The sequence below is a fragment of the Belliella alkalica genome, assembly GCF_022549785.1.
In the GTDB taxonomy this organism is placed as follows: domain Bacteria; phylum Bacteroidota; class Bacteroidia; order Cytophagales; family Cyclobacteriaceae; genus Belliella; species Belliella alkalica.
This window is the reverse complement of the sequence record NZ_JAKZGO010000005.1, coordinates 237,812-258,112: the sequence shown is the minus strand read 5'-3', so window position 1 is coordinate 258,112 and position 20,301 is coordinate 237,812. Positions and strand designations below refer to the sequence as shown.

The following is a 20,301-nucleotide window of genomic DNA, read 5'->3' as shown; positions in this document are numbered from 1 at the left end:
TAAGATCATGAAAAAATATATAATTACAGGATTGATTTGCTCTTTGGCAATATTCAGTGGTTGCGATGATCAACTGAATCAAGTGCCAAGACAGAGTATAGACCAAAACTTAGCTTTGAGTAATGATGCCAATGTAAAAAGTACTTTGCTTGGTGCATACTCAGAGATCAGGAGTACTTTTCTTTATGGGGGAAGGGTTCAGTTATATGCAGAAATGTTGGGTGCGAATAGTGAAGTCCGTTGGGAAGGAACCTTCAATCAGCCAAGGGAAATGTTTAACAAACAGATTTTTGTTACAAATTCTTTTGTAGAGGGGACTTGGGCTGCAGCTTATAGGGCAATCAATGTTGCCAATAATGTGCTTGCTTCATTGGATGTAGTAAATGAAGCTGATCGAGGAAGGGTAGAAGGTGAGGCTTTGTTTATCAGAGGTTCGATGTATTTCGAATTGATAAAATTGTACGCTCAGCCTTACACAGCTGGAACCTCGGGATTGGGTGTTCCTTTGGTTTTGACACCAACAAGAGCAGTTACTGAAGAGAATTTTGTAAGTAGAAACACCATTGGGGAAGTTTATCAGCAGATCCTTTCAGATTTAAATCGTTCCGAATCTTTGGTTCCTGCTGTGAATAGCTTCTTGGCAAGGAACTACGTTGTGGCTGCCCAGCTTTCGAGAGTATATCTGCAAATGGAGCGTTTTGCAGATGCAAGAGATGCTGCAAATAGAGCAATTACTGCCGCCACAGCAAACGGGAAAAGTCTTATCCCAGTATTCTTAAATGCTTTCAATACAGAAAATGATTCCAACGAAGATTTGTTCACAATTCAGGTAAATACTCAAGACCCTGCAAATGACATGTTTTTGTTCTATTCATTGCCTGAATTTGGGGCTAGAGGTGGAGATGTAGCCATCATGCAAAGGCATATTGACCTTTACAATCAGGATGATGATAGGTTGTTGCAGTTTTTCTTCTCTGCTGGAGAAGAGAGAACTTCCAAATGGAGAGATCAATTCAGAAATGTTAAGGTGTTTAGACTCGCTGAATTGTACTTGACAAGAGCAGAAGCAAACCTTAGAGAAGGAACAGCTATTGGTGCAACTCCGTTGGAAGATGTTAACAGGATCAGAGCTAGAGTCAGTTTACCTGCTTTGTTGACTGTTTCGATACCTGATATTTTGAATGAAAGAAAACTCGAACTTGCACATGAAGGTCATGCAATTCATGACGTAAGAAGAACGCGTGGATCTGTTACTGAAAATGCCGGTACACCAAATAGTGTAACTTTTCAATTCAATGACCCTAGGCTAGTATTTCCTATTCCTCAACGAGAAATGGACGCAAATCCTAACTTAGTTCAGAATGAAGGTTATGGTAATTAAATCTTGCGAAAATCAAGAGGAAATTCATTCAATAGTATTCATATAATTCAAAAAGTCTCTCGGAGAAATCTGAGAGACTTTTTTTTAATAAATTTTCTATTGTTTCATTTTTTCACATCCTTTGGCAATACCCCGAAGGCTTTTTTGAAAGCTGATGTGAAATGGGTCGCATGACTATATCCCAATTCCTCGGCGATTTCTACAATTTTCAGGTCAGTTTCCATGAGTTTTTTTCGTGCCAGCTCCATTTTATAATCTTGCAAAAGTGCAAAAGCAGTCATACCAAAAGCTTCTTTGAATTTTTTCTTAAGATCAAATTCATTCGTCCCTACCATGTTCGCCAAGTCTTTCAGGCTTGGGGGATTAGACATTCTTTGGATTAAGATTTCTTTTGCCAAGTTCATTTTTTCTAGATCAGTTTCACTCAATGGAGATTTTTCGGATATCTGGATGTTGTCAAATTCATTCATCAATAAGATGACGAATTCCAAGGTTTTCAACTCTACATAATGACTCAAAAAACAGCCTGAGTATCTCTTTGAGGTAAAGTCTTGGATCATGGTCCGCAAAGTGGTGCTTATCGAAATGTTATTTGGAGAAAGTGACTCACCTTGGCCATGTTTGATTTTTTTTATGAAATCACCAATCCTCAAATAGAAATCAGGAAAGTTTTTTTCCAAAAAACCTAAATGAATATTGAAAACCAAAACCTCAAAACCATCCGCAGATTCATTTTCAATGGCAATTTCATCACATTTATAATAAATAAAATTGGCAGTGAGTGGATTGATTTGGTAGATGGTTTTATTGCTTTCCCTCAAGTTGTACCTTAATTTGCCCTTCAGACAAAAATTAACCTGTATATAATCAGGTCGTGTTTTTATAATTATAGTGTTTTGCCTATTTGTTATGCTTTTGGCATAGCAATAATATATTTTCTCGGACAAAAATTCCTGACCAGTTATACCTTCTTCTTCTATTTCCTTAAAAAGAAGTTTGCTCGATGAAGTATCGGTAGAGACTTGCCAATAATCGCTCATATCCTGACCTTTTGGATCAATTTTATCTAAAAGTCGTTCAAATTGCTTTGTTTCTTTTTCTCCCTCTTTCGTCATTTTAATTCCCTTAAGGGTCATTAATCAAGTAATTCATCATTTACTTTTGCATCACAAAATTAATTCTTTTTTAGACTTAATCTAAATAAATCGATGAAGAAAAATTTACATACATTAAAAACAAGTTGCTTTAAGCTCGTAACTCTTCTGATTCTTATGTTGATTTCGAATGAAATCTTGGCACAAAGAATCCATGTGAATGGACAGGTGTTGGATAGTTATTCCAGAGAATCGCTTCCTGGAGCTACAATCCAAGTAAAGGACAGCCCTGCCACAGCCGTTACTGACGCTGAGGGAAGGTTCAGGATGTATGCAGAAGTTGGAGATATCTTGCTGATCAAATTTGTAGGGTTCAAATCTCAGGAGATCTTGGCTTCCGAAGATGAACAGAATGTGACAATATATCTCAAAGAGAATATAACGGAATTGTCGCAAGTGGAAGTTACTGCTGCATTGGGATTTTCCAGACCAGCAAAGGAATTGGGCAGTTCTGCCCAAATTGTGGATTCTGAGAATTTGAATCAAGGCAAGACTGTGAACCCTTTGTTTGGTTTGTCAAGTAAAGTGGCTGGTCTGAGGATCAATATGTATGACAGTAAAGTAGATCCTGCAGCTCAAGTTGTATTGAGGGGAAATAGGTCTTTGCAAAGATCTTCGGGAATAGATGGAAGAAATCCTAATGAACCAATTTATGTTGTAGATGGTGTTCCTATTCCGGATATCAGCAGATTGAATCCCAATGACATAGAAAGCATCACTGTCCTCAAAGGTGCAAATGCTGCTGCTCTATATGGTTCTGAAGGTGTAAATGGTGCCTTGATGATCACAACAAAGAGAGGAAGAAAAGGTGAGGGTATCGTGAGGATTAGTAATACCACGACATTCTCAAATGTCTATTTTCTTCCTGAAGCGCAGACCTTGTATGGACAAGGAAACAATGGTGTCTATAGTCCAACAACTTTCGAGTCATGGGGGCCGGCATTTGATGGTACTTCTAGACCATTTGGAAATCCCTTGCCTGACGGAACTCAGCCTATGCTAACTTATGCTGCCCCATCTAGGGACAATAGACTGAACTTATTCCAAACTGGTGTCAATGTCCAGAATGATGTCTCTTTTTCTGGTGGAGATGATGTAAGCACCTATTTTCTTTCTGCCCAATACGTAACCCAAACAGGGATAATTCCTGAAGATAAAAACAATAGAGTCAATTTGAGATTCAATGGATCTAGAGATTTCGGAAAACTGAAAACTTCCTACAATATCAATTTTATCAACAACAAAAAAGATGTTACCCCCGATGGACCTTGGATCAGCTCGTATAGATTTCCGGCAAATTTCGATTATGATTTGATCAGAAACTGGGAGGATCTCAATTCTCCAGGGAACCCCAATAACTACTTTATACCCAATGGTAGCTGGCTAAGAAATCCATATTTTTTGATTGATAATATGAGAAACCAAAATAATCAGCAAATCCTAAACGGAAAGATTGAACTGAATTATGCGGTAGCTCCTTGGATGGATGTTTTGTACCGAGTGGGGATGTATTCTTCCACAGATGAAGTGCGGAATTTCACCAATAAATATCAAGCAGAAGGTACAAGAAATACACCTGGATCAGTAAGTGATCAAAGTCTCTTTTATAGAAGGTTGAATTCTGACTTGATCATTAGCTTGAAGAAAGATTTTGGTGACTTCAGCAATAGATTGCTCCTTGGACAGAATATCAGAACTGATTATAGAAAAACCCAAAATGTATCGGCCAGTAACTTGCTTTACACTGACATCATCAATCCAGACAGTAGGCAAGGTGAGTTAGGCGGTGGATCTGGTATTACTGAGCAAAGATCACTTGCTGTGTATGGTGAATATGTTGCTGGATACAAGGATCTCTTGTTTGTGACATTTACAGGTCGAAATGATTGGATCTCTACATTAAGCAAGGAAAACAGGTCTTACTTCTATCCAGGGGTAAGTGCATCTTTGGTAGCTTCTGAAGCGATCCCGGCATTGAGACAGATTAGGAAATTATCATTTGCAAAGATCTACACTTCATGGAATAAGACTGGAAACGTAACACTTTCTCCTTACCAATTGAACAATGCCTATAGCCAAAGTAATGGTTTCCCTTTTGGAAATTCAATAGGATTCTTACCTGGCCTGACCAATCCTAATCCAAATATCCAACCTGAGTTTGTGACTTCCTTTGAAGCAGGATTCCAATTGGGAATGTTCAACCATAGATTGTACGTGGACGGTGCTTATGTATATTCTGATGCAGACGGTCAGATTTCAAATGCCAACATCTCCAGGGCTACAGGATATAATGCCATGTTGGTTAATTCAGGTAGAATGACGAATAATATTGTTGAATTGAGTGTAAGTGGGGATGTGGTGAGGACCATGGATTGGAATTTCAATCTAGGTTTCAATTTCACCTATACCAACAATGTGGTTCGGGAACTTTATGGAGGTGCTGAGTTTCGTCAGAATTTCAGACAATCTTATGCTTTTGTCGGTGATCAATTCCCAATGCTGTGGGTGAGTGACTACCAAAGAACTCCTGACGGAAGGGTAGTGGTAGATGCCGAAACAGGTGATCCATTAGTAGCACCGGATAATGTGAAGTTAGGTCCGATGGTTCCTCCTTACATGATGGGGATCAACTCTAGGATAGATTACAAAGGTTTTTCCCTAGCGGCACAGTTTGATTGGAGAATGGGAGGATGGTTCTACTCTGAGACAATTCCACCGATGTATGAATTCGGAACACACCCAATCACAGCAGCTTATGGAAGGGAAGCTTTCGTATGGCCAAATTCAGTGATAGAAACTTCACCAGGAGTGTTTGTAGAAAACACAAGTCTGACCACATCAGGTGGAGGAAAGGAATTTTGGACGAGACAAGGCGCTGTTCAAAGTAATACTGCTGCAAAAGCTGATTTCTTCAAACTTCGTGAATTGAGCCTTAGCTATACAGTTCCAGCAACACTTTTGCAGGGTCAGAAAATTTTCCGCGAAGCTTCCGTAGGAGTGGTTGCTACGAATTTATTTATCATAACTCATTCAAGTAATAATATCGGTGACCCAGAGTATTTATACAACAACACAGATGGGTATTACAGTTTTAGGCAAGTTCCTCCGATGCGAACAATTGGCTTCACTGTGAATGCTTCTTTCTAATATTATAAATCTCCAATCGAATTCAAAAATGAAAAGATATATTTTAAATACCCTTTTTGCACTTTCACTATTTGCCCTGTATTCTTGCGACGAATTTCTGGACGTGAATAGCAATCCCAACAGCCCAATTGGTGACAATCTTCCACTGAGCGCTAAGCTGCCTGGGGCATTGGTGTCAGTCGCCAACCAAGAAACACTCCAACTAAATCAAATAGGTTCATTCTGGGGAGGTTATTGGGGGACGAACAATGAAGGAATCAATCAGTTTTTTGATTTGAAAACCTACAATGGCCAAAATATCAGAAGTCAAAGAGAAGGTATTCCTGTTTGGGAAAATGGCTTCAACAACATCCTTTACTTCAGATTGATTCAGGAAGAAGCCGAAGAGAATGGGCAATTGTTTTATGCCGGTACTTCGAAAATAATGCAAGGAATGCTGTTTTTGAGATTGGTAGATATGTATAACAATATCCCTTTTGACGATGCTGCGCAGGGAAGTGATGTAATCAACCCCAAGTACGAACCGGGAAATGTTGTCTATCAGAAATCTATCGATTTGATCTCAGCTGGGATTGACGATGTGAAAGCTTCTGGAGTAATTCCCCAAAATCACGGAGATGTATTGTTCAATGGTGACAAAGTGCTTTGGGCAAAATTTGGAAATACCTTGAAGCTAAGGGCTTTGATTAGGCAAAGCGAAAAAGCTGATGCAGGTTATATTACTTCAGAAATTCAAAAAATAAGTGCTGAAGGAAGTGGGTTTTTGTCAGCAGGTGAAACTGCCGCTGTCAATCCGGGATATCTGAATTCCAATGGGAAAATGAATCCGTTTTGGGCATCCTACTATAGGGATGTTCAGGGAAATACTACTGCCAACTACCAGAATATTCGTCCTACAAATTACTTGCTAAGTCAACTGGAAAGTAAAAATGATCCAAGGTTGGAGCGATTGTATGTAGCCGTGGGTGGAAGTTACAAAGGTGTGGTGTTTGGAAATTCAGATGCAGGAAATCCGGACTTTGAAAGGAATGCAACATCGGCATTTAGGGGGCCAAATGAAAATGGAGGTCAAGCGACTGGTATTTTTCATGCACTGAATCAATCCAGTGTGATTTTGAGTGATTTTGAAAGTTTGTTTTTGCAAGCAGAAGCGGCACACAGAGGTTGGGTTTCCCAAGATGTAGCGTTGCTTTACAATCAGGCTATTGCACAGTCATTTTCTTACACTAAAGTCCCAGTAGCCGCATTGAGCAGCTATCTAGATCAAGAATCGGTGGCGATCACTTCAGCTCCAAATCGTCTGGAAAGAATCATAGAACAGAAATGGTTGGCTCTAAACAGTGTCAGCAGCATAGAAGCATGGAATGATTACAGAAGGTTGGGCATTCCAAATTATCCAAGAACAGCCGCTAGTGGCGTGACCGGAAGACCTTTGAGATTGATGTACCCAGAAACAGAAAGAGGAACAAACAACGAAGAGGTCGTAGCCCAAGGAAATGACGAAATGCTGACTGCAAAAATATGGTGGATGCCGTAAGGAAAGAGTCAACTGTCAAAAGTGTAGTTGATTGGGTTTTCGGTTTGTATATCCATTTATAAAGAATGATTATATCCGCTTACTTATCAGTAGCCAAACAAATTGATATGTTTTAAGTCAATTGGTGCACTAACAACTAATCGACTAATAACCATTTTAACCTGTGGCCTAAATAAAAAAGTGTTAAGCGTTAACACGTTAAACGTGACGTGCTTTTAACGCTTAACATTGAACATTCTACCAAGATAGTTGTAGAGAGCCGCACTCACAGATCAAAGGATAAAGTTTGTCCAAGTTCTAAGACTAGGAAATATTATCAAATAGTAAAAAGGAAACATATAAATACTCTAATATGGCAAATACAAATCAAACAAAAGGTCTCTGGCAGAAAACCAGAAAATTCTTCAATGATGTCCATTTATGGGCAGGCTTGATTAGTGGGTTGGTAATTCTTGTAGTTTGCCTGACAGGGACTATTTATGTATATAATACGGAAATCAGGGAGATGGGAGCATCACATCTGTATAAAGTTGAAGTGCCGCAGGATACAAGAAAGCTCAGTCCTGACAAGGTTATTGAACTTGTCAAAGCTGAGACAGATGCACCTATTACAGGAATTAGCATTGAAAAATCTGCAAGTCGACCATTTCAAGTAAATACAAGGCCAGAAGGCGGCAATAGTAGGTTTGGAGTAACTTATTTTGTAAATCCCTACACTGGTCAAATCTTGGGCAAAAGTGATGAGCCCAATCAGGTGGCAGAATTCATGGGATATATGTTTAGTCTTCACAGATGGTTGTTGTTGGACAAAATCGAGGAACCATTGATTGGGGAATTGCCAAACAGGACTCTGGGGAGTTATATTACAGGTGCATGTACGATTTTGTTCACTATAGGGGTGATTACGGGAATGATCATCTGGTTTCCCCAAAGAATCAAAAATTGGCGACAAGGATTGAAAGTCAAATTTGGGAAAAGCTGGAAGCGGACAAACCATGATTTGCACAATACCTTGGCTTTTTATTCGATTATCATTCTTTTTTTTATGGGTGTCACAGGCCCATTTTGGTCATTTCCATGGTATAGGGAAGCATTGCAAAAATCATTGGGCACTTATCAAGAAAGACCTGCTCCTAATGCTGAAAGAGGGCAAGGAAGAGAAGGTCAAAAAAGGGGAGTCGATGATGAAAAACAGGGAGATTTGACCCAAGAAGAAGTCAATGTGCCAATTCATTCTATTATGGATTACATAGCAGTGGTTGACCATCACTTACAGTATGAGGGGAATTACAGAGTAAATTTGCCACAAAAAGCTGGAGATCCAGTGAATATCCAAAAAGGAAGGACAGGTTTTTTTGCACCATCTGCTGGTGACAAAGTTGTTTTGAATTCTGCCAACTTGGAAGTCATAGAGAAGGATATCTTTAGAGACAAACCTTTCAACGAGAGGGTTTCCAGTTCGATCAAAGCGCTACATCTAGGTGATGTTTATGGGCAATTTTCAAAATTGTTGTATTTTATTGCTTGTCTGATAGCCACTAGCTTACCTGTCACCGGGACGCTGATTTGGATCAACAAAATGAAAAAGAAAAAACCAAATCCAAGAAGAAAAGTCCAGACTTCTGATACAAAAACACATTCAGAGGTGTTAAATTAATTCTGGGTTAGATGATTTAAGGTTAAAAAATTTTATAATCATAGAACCTTAGAGAGTAAAAAATATTTAAACTAAAGCTTATCCATGTTTTAAGTCCAGCTTTCTTTAGAATTATGTAAAGGAAAAATCTAAATTTGATTTTTCCTTTTTATGTATATCCGTTTTCATACCAGTAGAATCTAAATAATTGAATTAACCTGTGATTTCGAACCAATATCAATAAATATCCAATATCTATTAGTATCAGTTTGCCAAAAAACAATCGTTTAATTGATTAGTGGCATGATTGGGGATAATCAAATACAAAAATTAAAGTTTGAGTAAATGCAAGTAGTTTTCATTTGAAAAATGTCATTTATTTTCTATTTTTTTGTAAAAAATCAACCTTTAGGATTATGAATAAAAAATTAATTGTTTTCTTATTTCTAGTATTTGTAATCACATTACAAATCAATGCCCAAAGCAAGTTTTCTATAGGATTACAGGGCGGTAGATCTGTTTTGATACCCGAAACTCTAAATGTTCCAAATCAATTGGTAGGTTTTGACGCCAGGGGAGCTGGTGGAGTTAACTTTATACTGTATGGAAGATATTTTATTCGACCAAGTTGGAGTGTCAGGTTAGGAACAGGGATTCTAGGATATAAGTCAGCGCATGAGTTTAATTCAGATTTACGAACTACAGGGTTTTCCGGAGTTCAGCCACAAGCAATGTCCAGTTTGGATTATCATGTAGATTTTGGAAACAGTGGATTTGGTCTGATTTTATCTGCTGGTATCAATAGCAATCTCGCACACCAATATTCAGATATACATGTTTTGGATGCTGATGGGATTTTCTTGGCAGGCTATATTAGCAGAAATGAAAATGGGGATTTGATTGATTCTTATCTTCGTGGGCATGAGGTGGCATATTCTTTTTCCGACCAAAAAATATTGTTGCATCTTCGGCCAGAAATATCAGTATTTAAGAAGTTTGGAAGACATAAGTTTTTGGCTGCATTTTCTTACAGTCATGCTTTGAGTGATCCAATTTCCAAGATTGAATATACTTCTATTTCATTTGAAAATGAATATTTTGCGGCTCGTCATAGATTTGGCGGTTCTTATACAACTTTGCAGGCAGGTTATGAATTTGGGTTTTAATTGCCTTGCTTTAGAATAAAATAGGCTATCCAAATCAGGATAGCCTATTTATTTTACGAAAAACTAATTACAGAGATACTTCTTAAACTCCTGATAATCATTTTTCAATGCTGTAGTTTTCTTTTCGCCTTCCATAAACTTTGCAAGTCTTTCTGGGAGTTCAAGCTTTAGTTCCAAGACTTCTTCTACTACATTTCTGAATTTGCCAGGATGTGCGGTTTCCAAGAAAATCCCCACATATTCGTCTGGAGAGATGTTTCGGAAATTTCTTAAACCCAAATATCCCACTGCACCATGCGGATCCATGATGTAGTTGCTGTTTTGTTTGACATTTTTCATTCCATTGATAGTATCTTGATCATCAAAGTAAAAACCCTTTACCTTTTGCCTGAAAAGTGCCTCATCATTGCCAAACAATGCCAGTAGTCTGTAGAAATTGCTGGGATTACCTACGTCCATGCTATTACTGATAGTTTGTAGTGAGGACTCCGAAGTAAATGGGTTTCCTGCCAAATAATTGGGAACGACCCTGTTTACATTTGTGGAAGCGATGAAAGTGTCAATAGGCAAGCCCATTCTCTCAGCCAAAATTCCCGCTCCAAGATTCCCGAAATTCCCGCTAGGAACAGATATTGCCAGCTTTTTGTCAGTTTTCGGAAGTCTGGAATAAGCATAGAAATAATACAGGCACTGTGGAATCCATCTTGCTATATTGATAGAGTTGGCCGAAGTCAAGAGCATTTTTTCATTCAGTTCCTTATCCAAAAATGCCTCTTTGACCATTTTTTGACAATCATCAAATACACCATCGACTTCCAAAGTTGAGATGTTTTCTCCGAGCGTGGTAAACTGCTTTTCTTGTAGTTCACTTACTTTCCCCTTAGGATAGAGAATGATGACTTCTACCCCGGGTACTTTGTAGAAACCATTGGCGACAGCACTGCCTGTATCACCTGAAGTGGCCACAAGCACTCTTACTTGCCTGTCTTCGTCTTCCATCAAAATCGACATCAATTTTGAGCAAAACCTCGCCCCAAAATCTTTGAACGCCAATGTTGGGCCATGAAATAATTCCAAAGTATAGACTCCCTCCTCAATTTTCACCAATGGAGCATCAAAGGTCAAAGTGTGGTCAACAAGTTCTTTGATCTGCTCCACAGACAAATCCTCACCAAACAATGCTGTGATAACTTCATAGCCAATTTCCTGAAAGCTAAGGTCTGGTAACTTATCAAAAAAATCCTGAGGGAGTGTAGGGATTTTTTCTGGCATATAAAGCCCTTGATCGGGTGCAAGACCTTTGATCACAGCTTCCTTGAGGCTTACTCTATGCTCTGGGTTATTTGTACTGTAAAAATTCATTGTGATGATTTTATTATGGATATATGCTTTTTCGCCAGTAATTTCAGTATTTGTTCCACCCTGAATTACAAGTGTTAATTATAGTTTTTGTTTAATATCAACAAGTGTCATGTATCAATAAATAACTTGTCCGCCTCTGGTGGATCGAAATGGATTAAACTGGAGTTAATGCTTTGAATATTGACATGATTTTGTAAAATCAGATTTTTTATGATGTATCAAATTACGTAGGCGCCTCTGTCATTGACTTCAGAAATGTAAACATCCACATCGAGTCCTATTTTTTTGAATACTTCGCTGCCTTTTGTACCTACTGCTGTAGCGATCTTTTTGGAGGGTGACAGGACAAAAATCGTTGGGCCTGAGCCTGAGATTCCTGAACCCAATGCTCCGACAGATTTGATGGCATCTCTCAATTCATAAAAACCTGGGATCAAAAGTGCCCTTGTTGGTTCTGCAATGACATCCTTAAGCGATCTGCTGATCAGATCGAAATCTTTTTGGAACAAACCTGCGATCAAACCTGCGATATTTCCAGACTGGATTGTAGAGTCTTTGAGGGAAATCTGTTTTCTCAATACAGATCTTGAATCAGATGTGTTGAGTTCGAGATGGGGATGCAAAAGGGTACAATAAAGCCCACTGGGAACAGGTAGTTTGATGACATCGAGTGGTTCGTAATCCCTGATCAATACAAATCCTCCAAGCAAGGAAGGTGCGACATTGTCAGCATGTGCTGCCCCGCATGCGATTAGCTCTGCCTTGACAGCAAAATCTACCAGTTGCTTTTTGTCAAATGGATAACCCAAGAGTGCATTGGCGGCTACAAGCGCTGCAGCTGCACTGGCTGCCGAAGAGCCCATTCCAGAACCAAGAGGAAGACCTTTGTACAAAGATATTTCCATACCTTTTTTATAATCCAACTGATCCAACATGGCTTGGATTGCTACAGTGCATGTATTCTTGTCTGCTTCATAAGGCAATCTTCCTCCATCTCCTTCGATATTGACTACCCTAAGACCGGGAGTCTCACACAGGGAAACTTCCACCTGATCTCCCAATTCATCTATAGCGAAACCTAAGATGTCGAAACCACATGAAACATTGGCGACGGTTGCTGGGGCAAATGCCCTTATCGATTTTTTCATGATCTTGTATAATTTCCTAGTCGGATAACATCTGCAAATACACCTGCCGCAGTCACATCCGCACCTGCTCCAGGACCTCTGATGATCATTGGGAAATCATGGTACCTTTCAGTTGTGAAAAGAATCATATTATCACTTCCCTTCAATGTGCTGAATGGATGCGAATTATCCAGTGATTTCAAGCCAACTTTAGCTTTTCCATTTTCAAGGGTTGCCATGAAGCGGAGTTTTTCACCTCTTTCTGCTGCTTCGGCAAGAAGCTGCGCAAATTCGCCATCATGACCTTGAAGCTTTTGGAAGAATTCATCGACAGATTTAGCTTCAACACAGTCCTCTGGCACCATACTCTGTATGCTGATGTCTTCAAAATGCAAATCCTGCTCGGCTTCTCTTCCCAAGATCAATATTTTTCTGGCAACATCCATTCCGCTCAAGTCGTCTCTTGGATCTGGTTCTGTGTATCCTTTCTCTTTTGCAAGCTTCACCACCTCGCTGAATGGAGCACCTTTTTCCAATTCACTGAAAATATAATTCATCGATCCACTCAATACAGCCTCAATTTTGATCACTTTATCACCACTTAGCATGAGATCTTGTAGTGTGTTGATGACTGGAAGTCCGGCAGCTACATTGGTTTCATAAAGAAACTTCACACTTCTTTTTCCGGCCAGTTTCTTGAGATTCTTGTATTTTTCCAATGAACTTGAATTTGCCTTTTTGTTAGGTGTGACTATAGCCACTTTTGCTTCCAAGACTCTCTCATAGAAATCCGCCACATCTTGGCTGGCAGTACAGTCCACAAAAACTGAATTGGAGAAGTTCATGGATTCCATTTGGGTAATGAATTTATCCAAATCCATTTCCATAGCTCCATCAGCATTCTCAGGAAGGGGACAATTTTTCAAATCGAATCCATCTTCATTGAATGCCATAAACCTGGAATTGGCAATTCCGTGAATTTGTATGTCAAGTAGGTTTTCTTTTTGGAGCTTTTGCTGCTGAGTTGCGATCATTTTGGTCAATGCCTGACCGATCAGACCTACACCAACCAAGAATACGTGTAGTACTTTATTGTCAGATAGGAAAAATGCTTCGTGCAATGCATTGAGTGCTTTTTGCAAATCGGATTTTGACACCACAGCAGAAATATTCAACTCAGAACTTCCTTGTGCAATAGCATAAACGTTCACGTTGTTTCTTCCCAAAGCTTGGAACATCCTTCCACTTGCTCCTGGATTTTGTTTCATATTTTCTCCCACCACGGCTACGATTGCCAAGTCAGAGATCACATGGACCACATCGATTTCTCCATTTCTGATTTCATGGAAAAATTCCTTTTCTATTGCTTCTTTGGCCAAGGTTACTTCAAATGATCTGATTGCCAGACAGGTAATCTGCTCTGATGATGCCTGAGAGATCAAGATCACATTGATGTTCACACTTGCCAAAGCGGTAAATATCCTTCTGTTGACATCTATCACATCCAATATGCCTGCACCTTGGATATTGAGTAGGGATATGTCAGACATGGAAGAAATCCCCTTGATCAACTTGCCCGAAGGAGCATCACCATTGATCAAAGTGCCAGGATTTGAAGGTTCAAAAGTGTTTTTGATATAGATCGGAATCCCTTTTTTCATCGCAGGCATCATGGTAGAAGGGAAAATCACCTTGGCTCCAAAATGCGACAGCTCCATCGCTTCACTGTAACTCAATTGAGGAATAGTGAATGCAGTATATACCAACCTTGGATCAGAAGTCATTACTCCAGATACATCTGTCCAAATCTCCAAACTTTCAGCATGTAGGGCAGAGGCAAAGATAGAAGCGGTGTAATCAGAGCCACTTCTTCCCAAAGTCGTGGTTTCACCTTTGGAAGTAGATGCTACAAATCCAGTTATGATTTGGATAGTGTTATTGTTATGGAAATAGTCAAGGATCAAATCATTGGTAGCAGGAAAATCAACTTTGGCATTTCCAAATCTATCATTGGTACGGATGACATCCCTTGCATCTAGATACTTCGAGTTGAAGCCTTCTACTTTGAGTGCTTCTGCCAATACGAATGCTGATAATCTTTCTCCAAAACTTGCCACATAATCCAAGGTACGAGGGGAACATTCTTTTATTAAAAATATTCCGTGAAAAAGGTCTTCCAATTCATTGAAACGGACTTTGACATAAGTGAGTACAGGGGATTGCAAATGAATCGGGAAAAGCTGTCTCACCAATTCTATGTGACGATCTTCCAGTACTTTAATATCTTCTGTATAAGATTTATCACCATTTTTTGCAGCAGCAGCACTATTGAGCAAAACTTCCGTCACGCCTCCAAATGCTGAGAAAACTACAGCTATATTTCCTTCTGATTGACTTTTTCTAATGATATCAAATACCTTTTTGATATTCTCTTGATTTGCGACTGAGGATCCTCCGAATTTTAAGATTTTCATAAAAATTGATTGCTTTATGATGAATAATATAATATGATAGTAAAGTCCAATAAATCGGACCTTGATAGAAAGGGCTATATGTATAAGGGATCACGGGATTAACCCGTAATGGTGGTAGTCGTAAAAGTAGATGTGCTCATGCCAAAAATGCAGTCACCCTCAGTATAAACTACTGAAATTACTGTTTTGGATATGTTTTTTGCCGAGAATTGCATGAGTTATTTTTTGATGACACAATTCTAGTTACATTTTTTCAAAAACCAAAAATAAATTTGTTGTTTTTTTAAATTAACACTTCATCTGTTAAGGATTTATTAATTTTTCATTGCTTTTATTACGTATTGTAACTGCCTATTTCAGATTTAAATTTGGTTTTGTTAATTATATTTTAAAGATTGTTCTAAAATAAATCATTTTGAGACTTGATTATGATAATTTTTCTATTTTTCGAAAAGTCTATAATAAATTATGACTATTCGCTTTCTTGCACGTAGCCAAAAATAGATTGTTGGATGAACGATTTGTGGTTCTGTTGACTGTGAACTCTTGAGGCTGACGAGTATCCGCAACTTACAAAGCTCCTTCTTACCTAACGTGCAACATTGTGGATACTCTTATTATAAATTATATTCAAGTTGTGAATAATGGAAAATTTAAAAAAGACTGATTTATTTTAGAATTTTATTAAATTAGTGCTATCTACTTTATTTTATCAACTTCAAATTACCAATGTTTTAGCCTAATGCTTTAAATCCTTCAATGAATTTACAAGTTGGCCTCAAAATAGCTGATCAAAAAGTCAAAATCAATTTAACTAAATCCATTAATAAAAATGACCATTTAAATTATTTAACTATGAAAAAATTATCGAATGTATTGCTCCTTCTTGTCTTCTTATCATTTTCGTCGTGCGATTCGATCAGCAAGATGAATCCTCTTAGTATGCTAACAGGAAATAACTGGGTATTGTCCTCTATTTTGGGTGGAGGTTTAGATGCTAGTAAATTTACGGCTGGACTTCCATTTTTGAATTTTATGGATGGAGGCAAACTGTCAGGTTTTGCTGGATGTAATAATTTTTCAGGAAACTTTAAGTTGGATGGTACAGCATTGAATTTGGATCCAGGGGCTATGACCAAAAAGGCATGCGGAGACGGAAATGGTGAAAATCAGTTTGTCTCATTGCTTTCTCAAGCTAAAAACATGAAAGTTGCCAAAGATAAATTGACGCTGTTTGATGGTGCAAAGGAGCTGATGAGTTTTGTTCCGCAAGCGAAATGATGAAAGGGTTTTTCCAAAATTCTTCTTTCGGGAAATTTGGAATAGTAGATTCAATGAAAAAAGGCTGTTTCATAAGTCTTTTTTAAAACACATGGCTACCTGAATTCTCAGGTAGCTTTTTTGTTTAAATCATAATTGTCGTTTTGATGTGTGAAAAATCAATATTCAAGTATTGACTGTAAAGGTTATGACTTACTTCTATCAGAGCAGCTCTCCAGTATGGTCAACATCCCTTATGAATGGCCTATGGCTTAAAATCGTAAGCCTTTATAAATTCATGTAAATAACATATTGGCCATGTTATACTCTATGAGTATCCGTTTTTTTACCAATAGCCAAATACATTGATATATTTTATGTCAATTGATGACTAAAAACTAATCTACCGATAACCCTTGTGTGCTGCTGCGCCTAGGCGCACAGGCCTTGCGTAAATAACGATTATCCGCATCATTCCATTTCAAATTAACCTTTTGGAGTCATTGCTAATAATCATATTAATCTTTTTCTCTTATCATAAAAAGGCCATCATTCATATTTTCAAAAGACTTCCCTTGATAGATTAACACAGCCTCTTTCCCATTGGTATATTCCTTGGGGATTTTGTATAAATCGATCATCACTTTATAGTCCGGAGTGTCTGAGGTGTAGCCTACCATTTGCCCATCTGTTTTAAATACGAATGCTTCTTTTTCTAAGGGTATTTTCATAAAGGCATTACCAAACCACCACCAATAGCTCCCGTGTCCGCCGGTGGGGCTGCCAATATTCGCCAGTGGATTATGTCGTGACCAGTTGTAGCGTTGCTTTGCAAAAAAAACAACATCGATATCAGTATTTTGGTTAGCAAACCGGTAATAATTACCCAGATTATTGACCATTACCCAAGATTGATAATTGCCATTTGGATAGTCTTCTTCCGCAATATCCTCTATAATCTCACCCTTCGTATTAAATAATATCCAAACTGCCTGATACTGCACTTCTACAGCAAATAGCGCTTTGTCCTTATTGTAAAACACCCTTGATTCCTGTGTCCAGAAATGTGGGTCATCACTCGTCTCTTTATTGTTCCAATTTTCACTTGGGTATATTGACATTCTGTTTTTCAACCCTAAATCTTTATCGGTTATTTTGATAAATTCATATCCTGAAACTTCGAAAGTGCGTGAATCATTGATCTGGTCGAGATAAGGAAAGTTCCATTTCTCCCACATCGAGTTTTGTACTTTGTGCTTATTGAGCTGATAAATAAAAAATCCAGTTACTAACAAGACAAGCACAAATGTTGATAAAAACATTTTTTTCATTATTTAAGGATTAAAATCGTCTAGATTATCATTATAGAAGAAAGGGCTGCCTGGCAGCCAAAACCTGCTTTCAATACTCCCCAATAATGCGCCAGAATAGCCTCCATACAGTGCAGTCTCTAGGTTGATTTCATCAGTGTTGTTCTCAGTTCTAACAAAGTTTAAAAGCATTTCAGCCAAGGATAACAAGCCCTCAGTAGTTGCTGTAATTACTACATAATCAGCAGGTGTGTTTTGTTGGTAGCGCTCGTGTTGATTTTCCCAAGCGTAATAGATACCCGGTCGGTGGCTGTCCTGCAAATCATAGAAAGGGTGTCTTTCAACGGCTCTTGTGAAGTATCGAAATGACTCCATTGCTATTGAATACTGATACTTCAAGCCAAAATAATCAATAGGTTTGTTCGCATCAAGATACACGAATAGTTTTTTTATGCCCGACTTGGGATGGGATAATTCAATTTCCAGTACTTTCTCTTGACGCAAGGTCATTGCTATTAGGTCAGTGCCTAATTGTAAAAAACTCTCCTTATACCCGCAAAATTCAGCTGTATGATTGCGATGAACTACCTCAATGGGGTAATCATTTCCCGATGCAAAGCTAATATTGCGACCTGCTCCTTCCAACACAACCAACTTTGAATAGTTAGCATTGGCTTGCCATCCTTCAAAATCTTCCTTCCTAAATATGTGAGGCTCGTCTAGAGGTAGACTTTTTAATATATCAATGATCGTTTTTTGCATTGTTATGATTCTGAATATAAGAATAGTAAAAATGAGAATGAAAAAAGTAAATATCAATTTTGAGGTGAAGAAAAAAAATGGCTACCTGATAAAATAGGTAACCATTCAACTTGTTTGTCTAGAAGACATATGCAACATCCTCTTTTTTCATTTGCACCCTACTTTGTGTCTGGTGTCAATAATATATGTGATTTTCCAACCCGCTGATGTTTTGATCAATTGGAAAGAGTTGACACCACAATGGCTAAATCCTTCATTGACATAGAATTCATACGGAGTCCATGCAGAAGCCATTTTTCCATCAATTTTTATTTGATATTCGAGAATTCGCTCATCCAGGATGGTATTATCTGGCGTTGTGGCAATTCTATTTATAAAATCTTGGACAGAATTGCTGCCTACAGTCGCACCATTTGGTCCATCGATGGTTGTTTGCATAATCGCATCTTTTAAGAAAGCATTTTCCAAAAGATCTTGATTTTTTGTTTTCATTCCTTCAAAAAGAGAAGCAATGACTTTTTCTACCTCATTTTCTTCAGACTGTGCATTTGCAAAGAAAATCTGAGAAAATATCAATGATAAAATGATGATTGATTTTTTCATTTCTTTTTGATGTCTCCACCAGTGTTTGTTTTGACATCTATCAACTTAGGATCACCTGTGTAGGTGATTTTTGCGCCGGTAGCAGCAGAGCCTTTGATGGATTCTGTGACCTTAAATTCAGCTTTGGCTGCAGTATTGGCCAATACCTCCGAATGCGTAACGGTAAGCTTTGCAGCATCCACTGTAGCATTTGTATATGCCTTCAGGTCGAAGTTTTCGCTGGAGCCTTTTACAGCTATTTTTGAATTGGTGTTGGCTTCTATAAATAGGTTTGTAGCCTCAACAGAAGCTTCTATGTATGCATTGGAAGCTGCATATAGATAGACTTGGTTTCCTGATAATTCATTTTTCACAAAAATCTTTGAACTAGTCGAGGCTTGAACTTCGTCAATATCTATATAAGTAATGGTAACTTTTACAGAGCTTGATCTAAAGTTCCCTCTTCCGAGCTTTACCTCAAGTGCATCATCTGACACATTCGTCTCCACTTTATCCAATTCCACTCCTGAAGCGACTATAGATATGGAGTTTTTATCACCTTTTACTAATTCGGCCTCAATGGAATTGGCAACTTTAATACTTGAAAAATCCCTTAAATCCCGAGTTTCCTTATTGGTTTGTGCATGGGAAATGATAGTTGAGATCGAGAAAAGAAAGACAAATAATACTTTTAGTTTTTTCATGATTGTTTATATTATACACCTCCGTATAGTTTAAAGGTCATATTTCGCAGATCAGGGTTGTTCACAGCATAATGCATCGCTTCCGCAATCTCAGATGGGTGAACCCATTCTGTGAAGTCAGCATCTGGCATGGACTCTCTGTTTTCAGGCGTATCGATGATGCTCGGCACAAAAATATGTGATCTGATTTTTGTTCCCTTTGATTCTTCTGCCACAAAATCTGCAAGATTGACCACCATTCCTTTACTCAAAGCGTATGCCACAACTTCTTTGCCGTCTTCTGGCTGAAGTGCAGGTCGTGCTCCTACAAATAGAAAATTACCTGTGTTCGCTTTTTTCATCATAGGCAGGAAATTTTTCACCAAGTTGAAAGTTGAGAAAAAATTCAATTTTATCATCTTATTGATGTCATCTGTAGAAGTGTTTTCAATATTTCCGCCACCGTATCCACCGACCAATAAGATAATGGCTTCAACTTCTCCGTATTGCATGATATATTCCTTGGCAAATTCAGATGCTGATTTTTCATCTGTCACATCGACTTCATATACATCATCCGCTTCTTCGATTTCGTCACCCGAACCAGGCAGAACCGTTGCTATAATTTTATACCCTTCTCTTTTGAATTTTTCAATAACTGCACTTCCAAGATTTCCGGCTCCTCCGGTAATGATTATATTCCGATCCATATATCTAGTT

General features: G+C 38.3%; 15 protein-coding genes. 6 read left to right on the top strand and 9 right to left on the bottom strand.

The window, feature by feature from the left end:
* The first annotated feature begins 7 nt into the window (after positions 1–7).
* The gene (locus MM213_RS08370) at positions 8–1,381 is read left to right on the top strand and encodes a RagB/SusD family nutrient uptake outer membrane protein (protein WP_241411298.1); all 1,374 of its coding nucleotides are present in this window, start codon (positions 8–10) and stop codon (positions 1,379–1,381) included.
* 104 nt (positions 1,382–1,485) lie between these two features.
* Here MM213_RS08370 and MM213_RS08365 read toward each other — a convergent pair whose 3' ends face one another.
* A complete protein-coding gene (locus MM213_RS08365) occupies positions 1,486–2,496 on the bottom strand; it encodes a helix-turn-helix transcriptional regulator (protein ID WP_241411297.1) in 1,011 nt (336 codons plus the stop codon).
* A gap of 93 nt (positions 2,497–2,589) precedes the next feature.
* Between MM213_RS08365 and MM213_RS08360 the strand changes: the two genes are divergently transcribed.
* The 4 genes from MM213_RS08360 to MM213_RS08345 all read left to right on the top strand — a co-directional run bounded on the left by MM213_RS08360 (position 2,590) and on the right by MM213_RS08345 (position 10,021).
* Complete coding sequence (locus tag MM213_RS08360; RefSeq protein ID WP_241411296.1) at positions 2,590–5,682, top strand: SusC/RagA family TonB-linked outer membrane protein; 3,093 nt, start codon at positions 2,590–2,592, stop codon at positions 5,680–5,682.
* Positions 5,683–5,710: 28 nt separating this feature from the next.
* Positions 5,711–7,219, top strand: a complete 1,509-nt coding sequence (locus MM213_RS08355) for a SusD/RagB family nutrient-binding outer membrane lipoprotein (RefSeq protein WP_241411295.1) — start codon at positions 5,711–5,713, stop codon at positions 7,217–7,219.
* Between the two features lie 352 nt (positions 7,220–7,571).
* Positions 7,572–8,876: a PepSY-associated TM helix domain-containing protein gene (locus tag MM213_RS08350; RefSeq protein ID WP_241411294.1), complete on the top strand. Its 1,305-nt coding sequence runs from the start codon at positions 7,572–7,574 to the stop codon at positions 8,874–8,876.
* A gap of 395 nt (positions 8,877–9,271) precedes the next feature.
* On the top strand, positions 9,272–10,021 hold the full coding sequence (locus tag MM213_RS08345; protein ID WP_241411292.1) for a hypothetical protein: 750 nt from the start codon (positions 9,272–9,274) through the stop codon (positions 10,019–10,021).
* Positions 10,022–10,084: 63 nt separating this feature from the next.
* Here the strand turns inward: MM213_RS08345 and thrC are convergent, their stop codons facing one another.
* From thrC to thrA, 3 genes are all read right to left on the bottom strand, one after another.
* A complete protein-coding gene (gene thrC, locus MM213_RS08340; protein WP_241411290.1) occupies positions 10,085–11,383 on the bottom strand; it encodes a threonine synthase in 1,299 nt (432 codons plus the stop codon).
* 218 nt (positions 11,384–11,601) lie between these two features.
* Positions 11,602–12,531: a homoserine kinase gene (locus MM213_RS08335; protein WP_241411288.1), complete on the bottom strand. Its 930-nt coding sequence runs from the start codon at positions 12,529–12,531 to the stop codon at positions 11,602–11,604.
* Positions 12,528–14,984, bottom strand: a complete 2,457-nt coding sequence (gene thrA / locus MM213_RS08330) for a bifunctional aspartate kinase/homoserine dehydrogenase I (protein WP_241411287.1) — start codon at positions 14,982–14,984, stop codon at positions 12,528–12,530. Before thrA ends, MM213_RS08335 begins: the two co-directional genes overlap by 4 nt.
* Before the next feature lie 855 nt (positions 14,985–15,839).
* Here thrA and MM213_RS08325 point away from each other — a divergent pair.
* The gene (locus tag MM213_RS08325; protein WP_241411285.1) at positions 15,840–16,265 is read left to right on the top strand and encodes an META domain-containing protein; all 426 of its coding nucleotides are present in this window, start codon (positions 15,840–15,842) and stop codon (positions 16,263–16,265) included.
* A 497-nt stretch (positions 16,266–16,762) separates the two neighbouring features.
* Here the strand turns inward: MM213_RS08325 and MM213_RS08320 are convergent, their stop codons facing one another.
* From MM213_RS08320 to MM213_RS08300, 5 genes are all read right to left on the bottom strand, one after another.
* Entirely contained in the window at positions 16,763–17,575 is an 813-nt protein-coding gene (locus MM213_RS08320) for a hypothetical protein (RefSeq protein WP_241411283.1), read from the bottom strand.
* Between the two features lie 3 nt (positions 17,576–17,578).
* Positions 17,579–18,316, bottom strand: coding sequence for a hypothetical protein (locus MM213_RS08315; protein WP_241411281.1), 738 nt, complete (start codon positions 18,314–18,316; stop codon positions 17,579–17,581).
* A 147-nt stretch (positions 18,317–18,463) separates the two neighbouring features.
* Positions 18,464–18,919 (bottom strand): nuclear transport factor 2 family protein, encoded by a 456-nt coding sequence (locus tag MM213_RS08310; protein ID WP_241411279.1) that lies wholly within the window; start codon positions 18,917–18,919, stop codon positions 18,464–18,466.
* Positions 18,916–19,602: a head GIN domain-containing protein gene (locus tag MM213_RS08305; RefSeq protein ID WP_241411277.1), complete on the bottom strand. Its 687-nt coding sequence runs from the start codon at positions 19,600–19,602 to the stop codon at positions 18,916–18,918. The genes MM213_RS08310 and MM213_RS08305 overlap by 4 nt, the downstream gene beginning before the upstream one ends.
* Positions 19,603–19,613: 11 nt before the next feature.
* Positions 19,614–20,291: an SDR family NAD(P)-dependent oxidoreductase gene (locus MM213_RS08300; protein WP_241411275.1), complete on the bottom strand. Its 678-nt coding sequence runs from the start codon at positions 20,289–20,291 to the stop codon at positions 19,614–19,616.
* Positions 20,292–20,301: the final 10 nt, after the last annotated feature.

What these genes read in the sequence shown, in the direction of transcription:
- MM213_RS08370 (WP_241411298.1), top strand. Translation starts at nt 8, where the DNA reads ATGAAAAAATATATAATTACAGGATTGATTTGCTCTTTGGCAATATTC.
- MM213_RS08365 (WP_241411297.1), bottom strand. Translation starts at nt 2,496, where the DNA reads ATGACGAAAGAGGGAGAAAAAGAAACAAAGCAATTTGAACGACTTTTA.
- MM213_RS08360 (WP_241411296.1), top strand. Translation starts at nt 2,590, where the DNA reads ATGAAGAAAAATTTACATACATTAAAAACAAGTTGCTTTAAGCTCGTA.
- MM213_RS08355 (WP_241411295.1), top strand. Translation starts at nt 5,711, where the DNA reads ATGAAAAGATATATTTTAAATACCCTTTTTGCACTTTCACTATTTGCC.
- MM213_RS08350 (WP_241411294.1), top strand. Translation starts at nt 7,572, where the DNA reads ATGGCAAATACAAATCAAACAAAAGGTCTCTGGCAGAAAACCAGAAAA.
- MM213_RS08345 (WP_241411292.1), top strand. Translation starts at nt 9,272, where the DNA reads ATGAATAAAAAATTAATTGTTTTCTTATTTCTAGTATTTGTAATCACA.
- thrC (WP_241411290.1), bottom strand. Translation starts at nt 11,383, where the DNA reads ATGAATTTTTACAGTACAAATAACCCAGAGCATAGAGTAAGCCTCAAG.
- MM213_RS08335 (WP_241411288.1), bottom strand. Translation starts at nt 12,531, where the DNA reads ATGAAAAAATCGATAAGGGCATTTGCCCCAGCAACCGTCGCCAATGTT.
- thrA (WP_241411287.1), bottom strand. Translation starts at nt 14,984, where the DNA reads ATGAAAATCTTAAAATTCGGAGGATCCTCAGTCGCAAATCAAGAGAAT.
- MM213_RS08325 (WP_241411285.1), top strand. Translation starts at nt 15,840, where the DNA reads ATGAAAAAATTATCGAATGTATTGCTCCTTCTTGTCTTCTTATCATTT.
- MM213_RS08320 (WP_241411283.1), bottom strand. Translation starts at nt 17,575, where the DNA reads ATGAAAAAAATGTTTTTATCAACATTTGTGCTTGTCTTGTTAGTAACT.
- MM213_RS08315 (WP_241411281.1), bottom strand. Translation starts at nt 18,316, where the DNA reads ATGCAAAAAACGATCATTGATATATTAAAAAGTCTACCTCTAGACGAG.
- MM213_RS08310 (WP_241411279.1), bottom strand. Translation starts at nt 18,919, where the DNA reads ATGAAAAAATCAATCATCATTTTATCATTGATATTTTCTCAGATTTTC.
- MM213_RS08305 (WP_241411277.1), bottom strand. Translation starts at nt 19,602, where the DNA reads ATGAAAAAACTAAAAGTATTATTTGTCTTTCTTTTCTCGATCTCAACT.
- MM213_RS08300 (WP_241411275.1), bottom strand. Translation starts at nt 20,291, where the DNA reads ATGGATCGGAATATAATCATTACCGGAGGAGCCGGAAATCTTGGAAGT.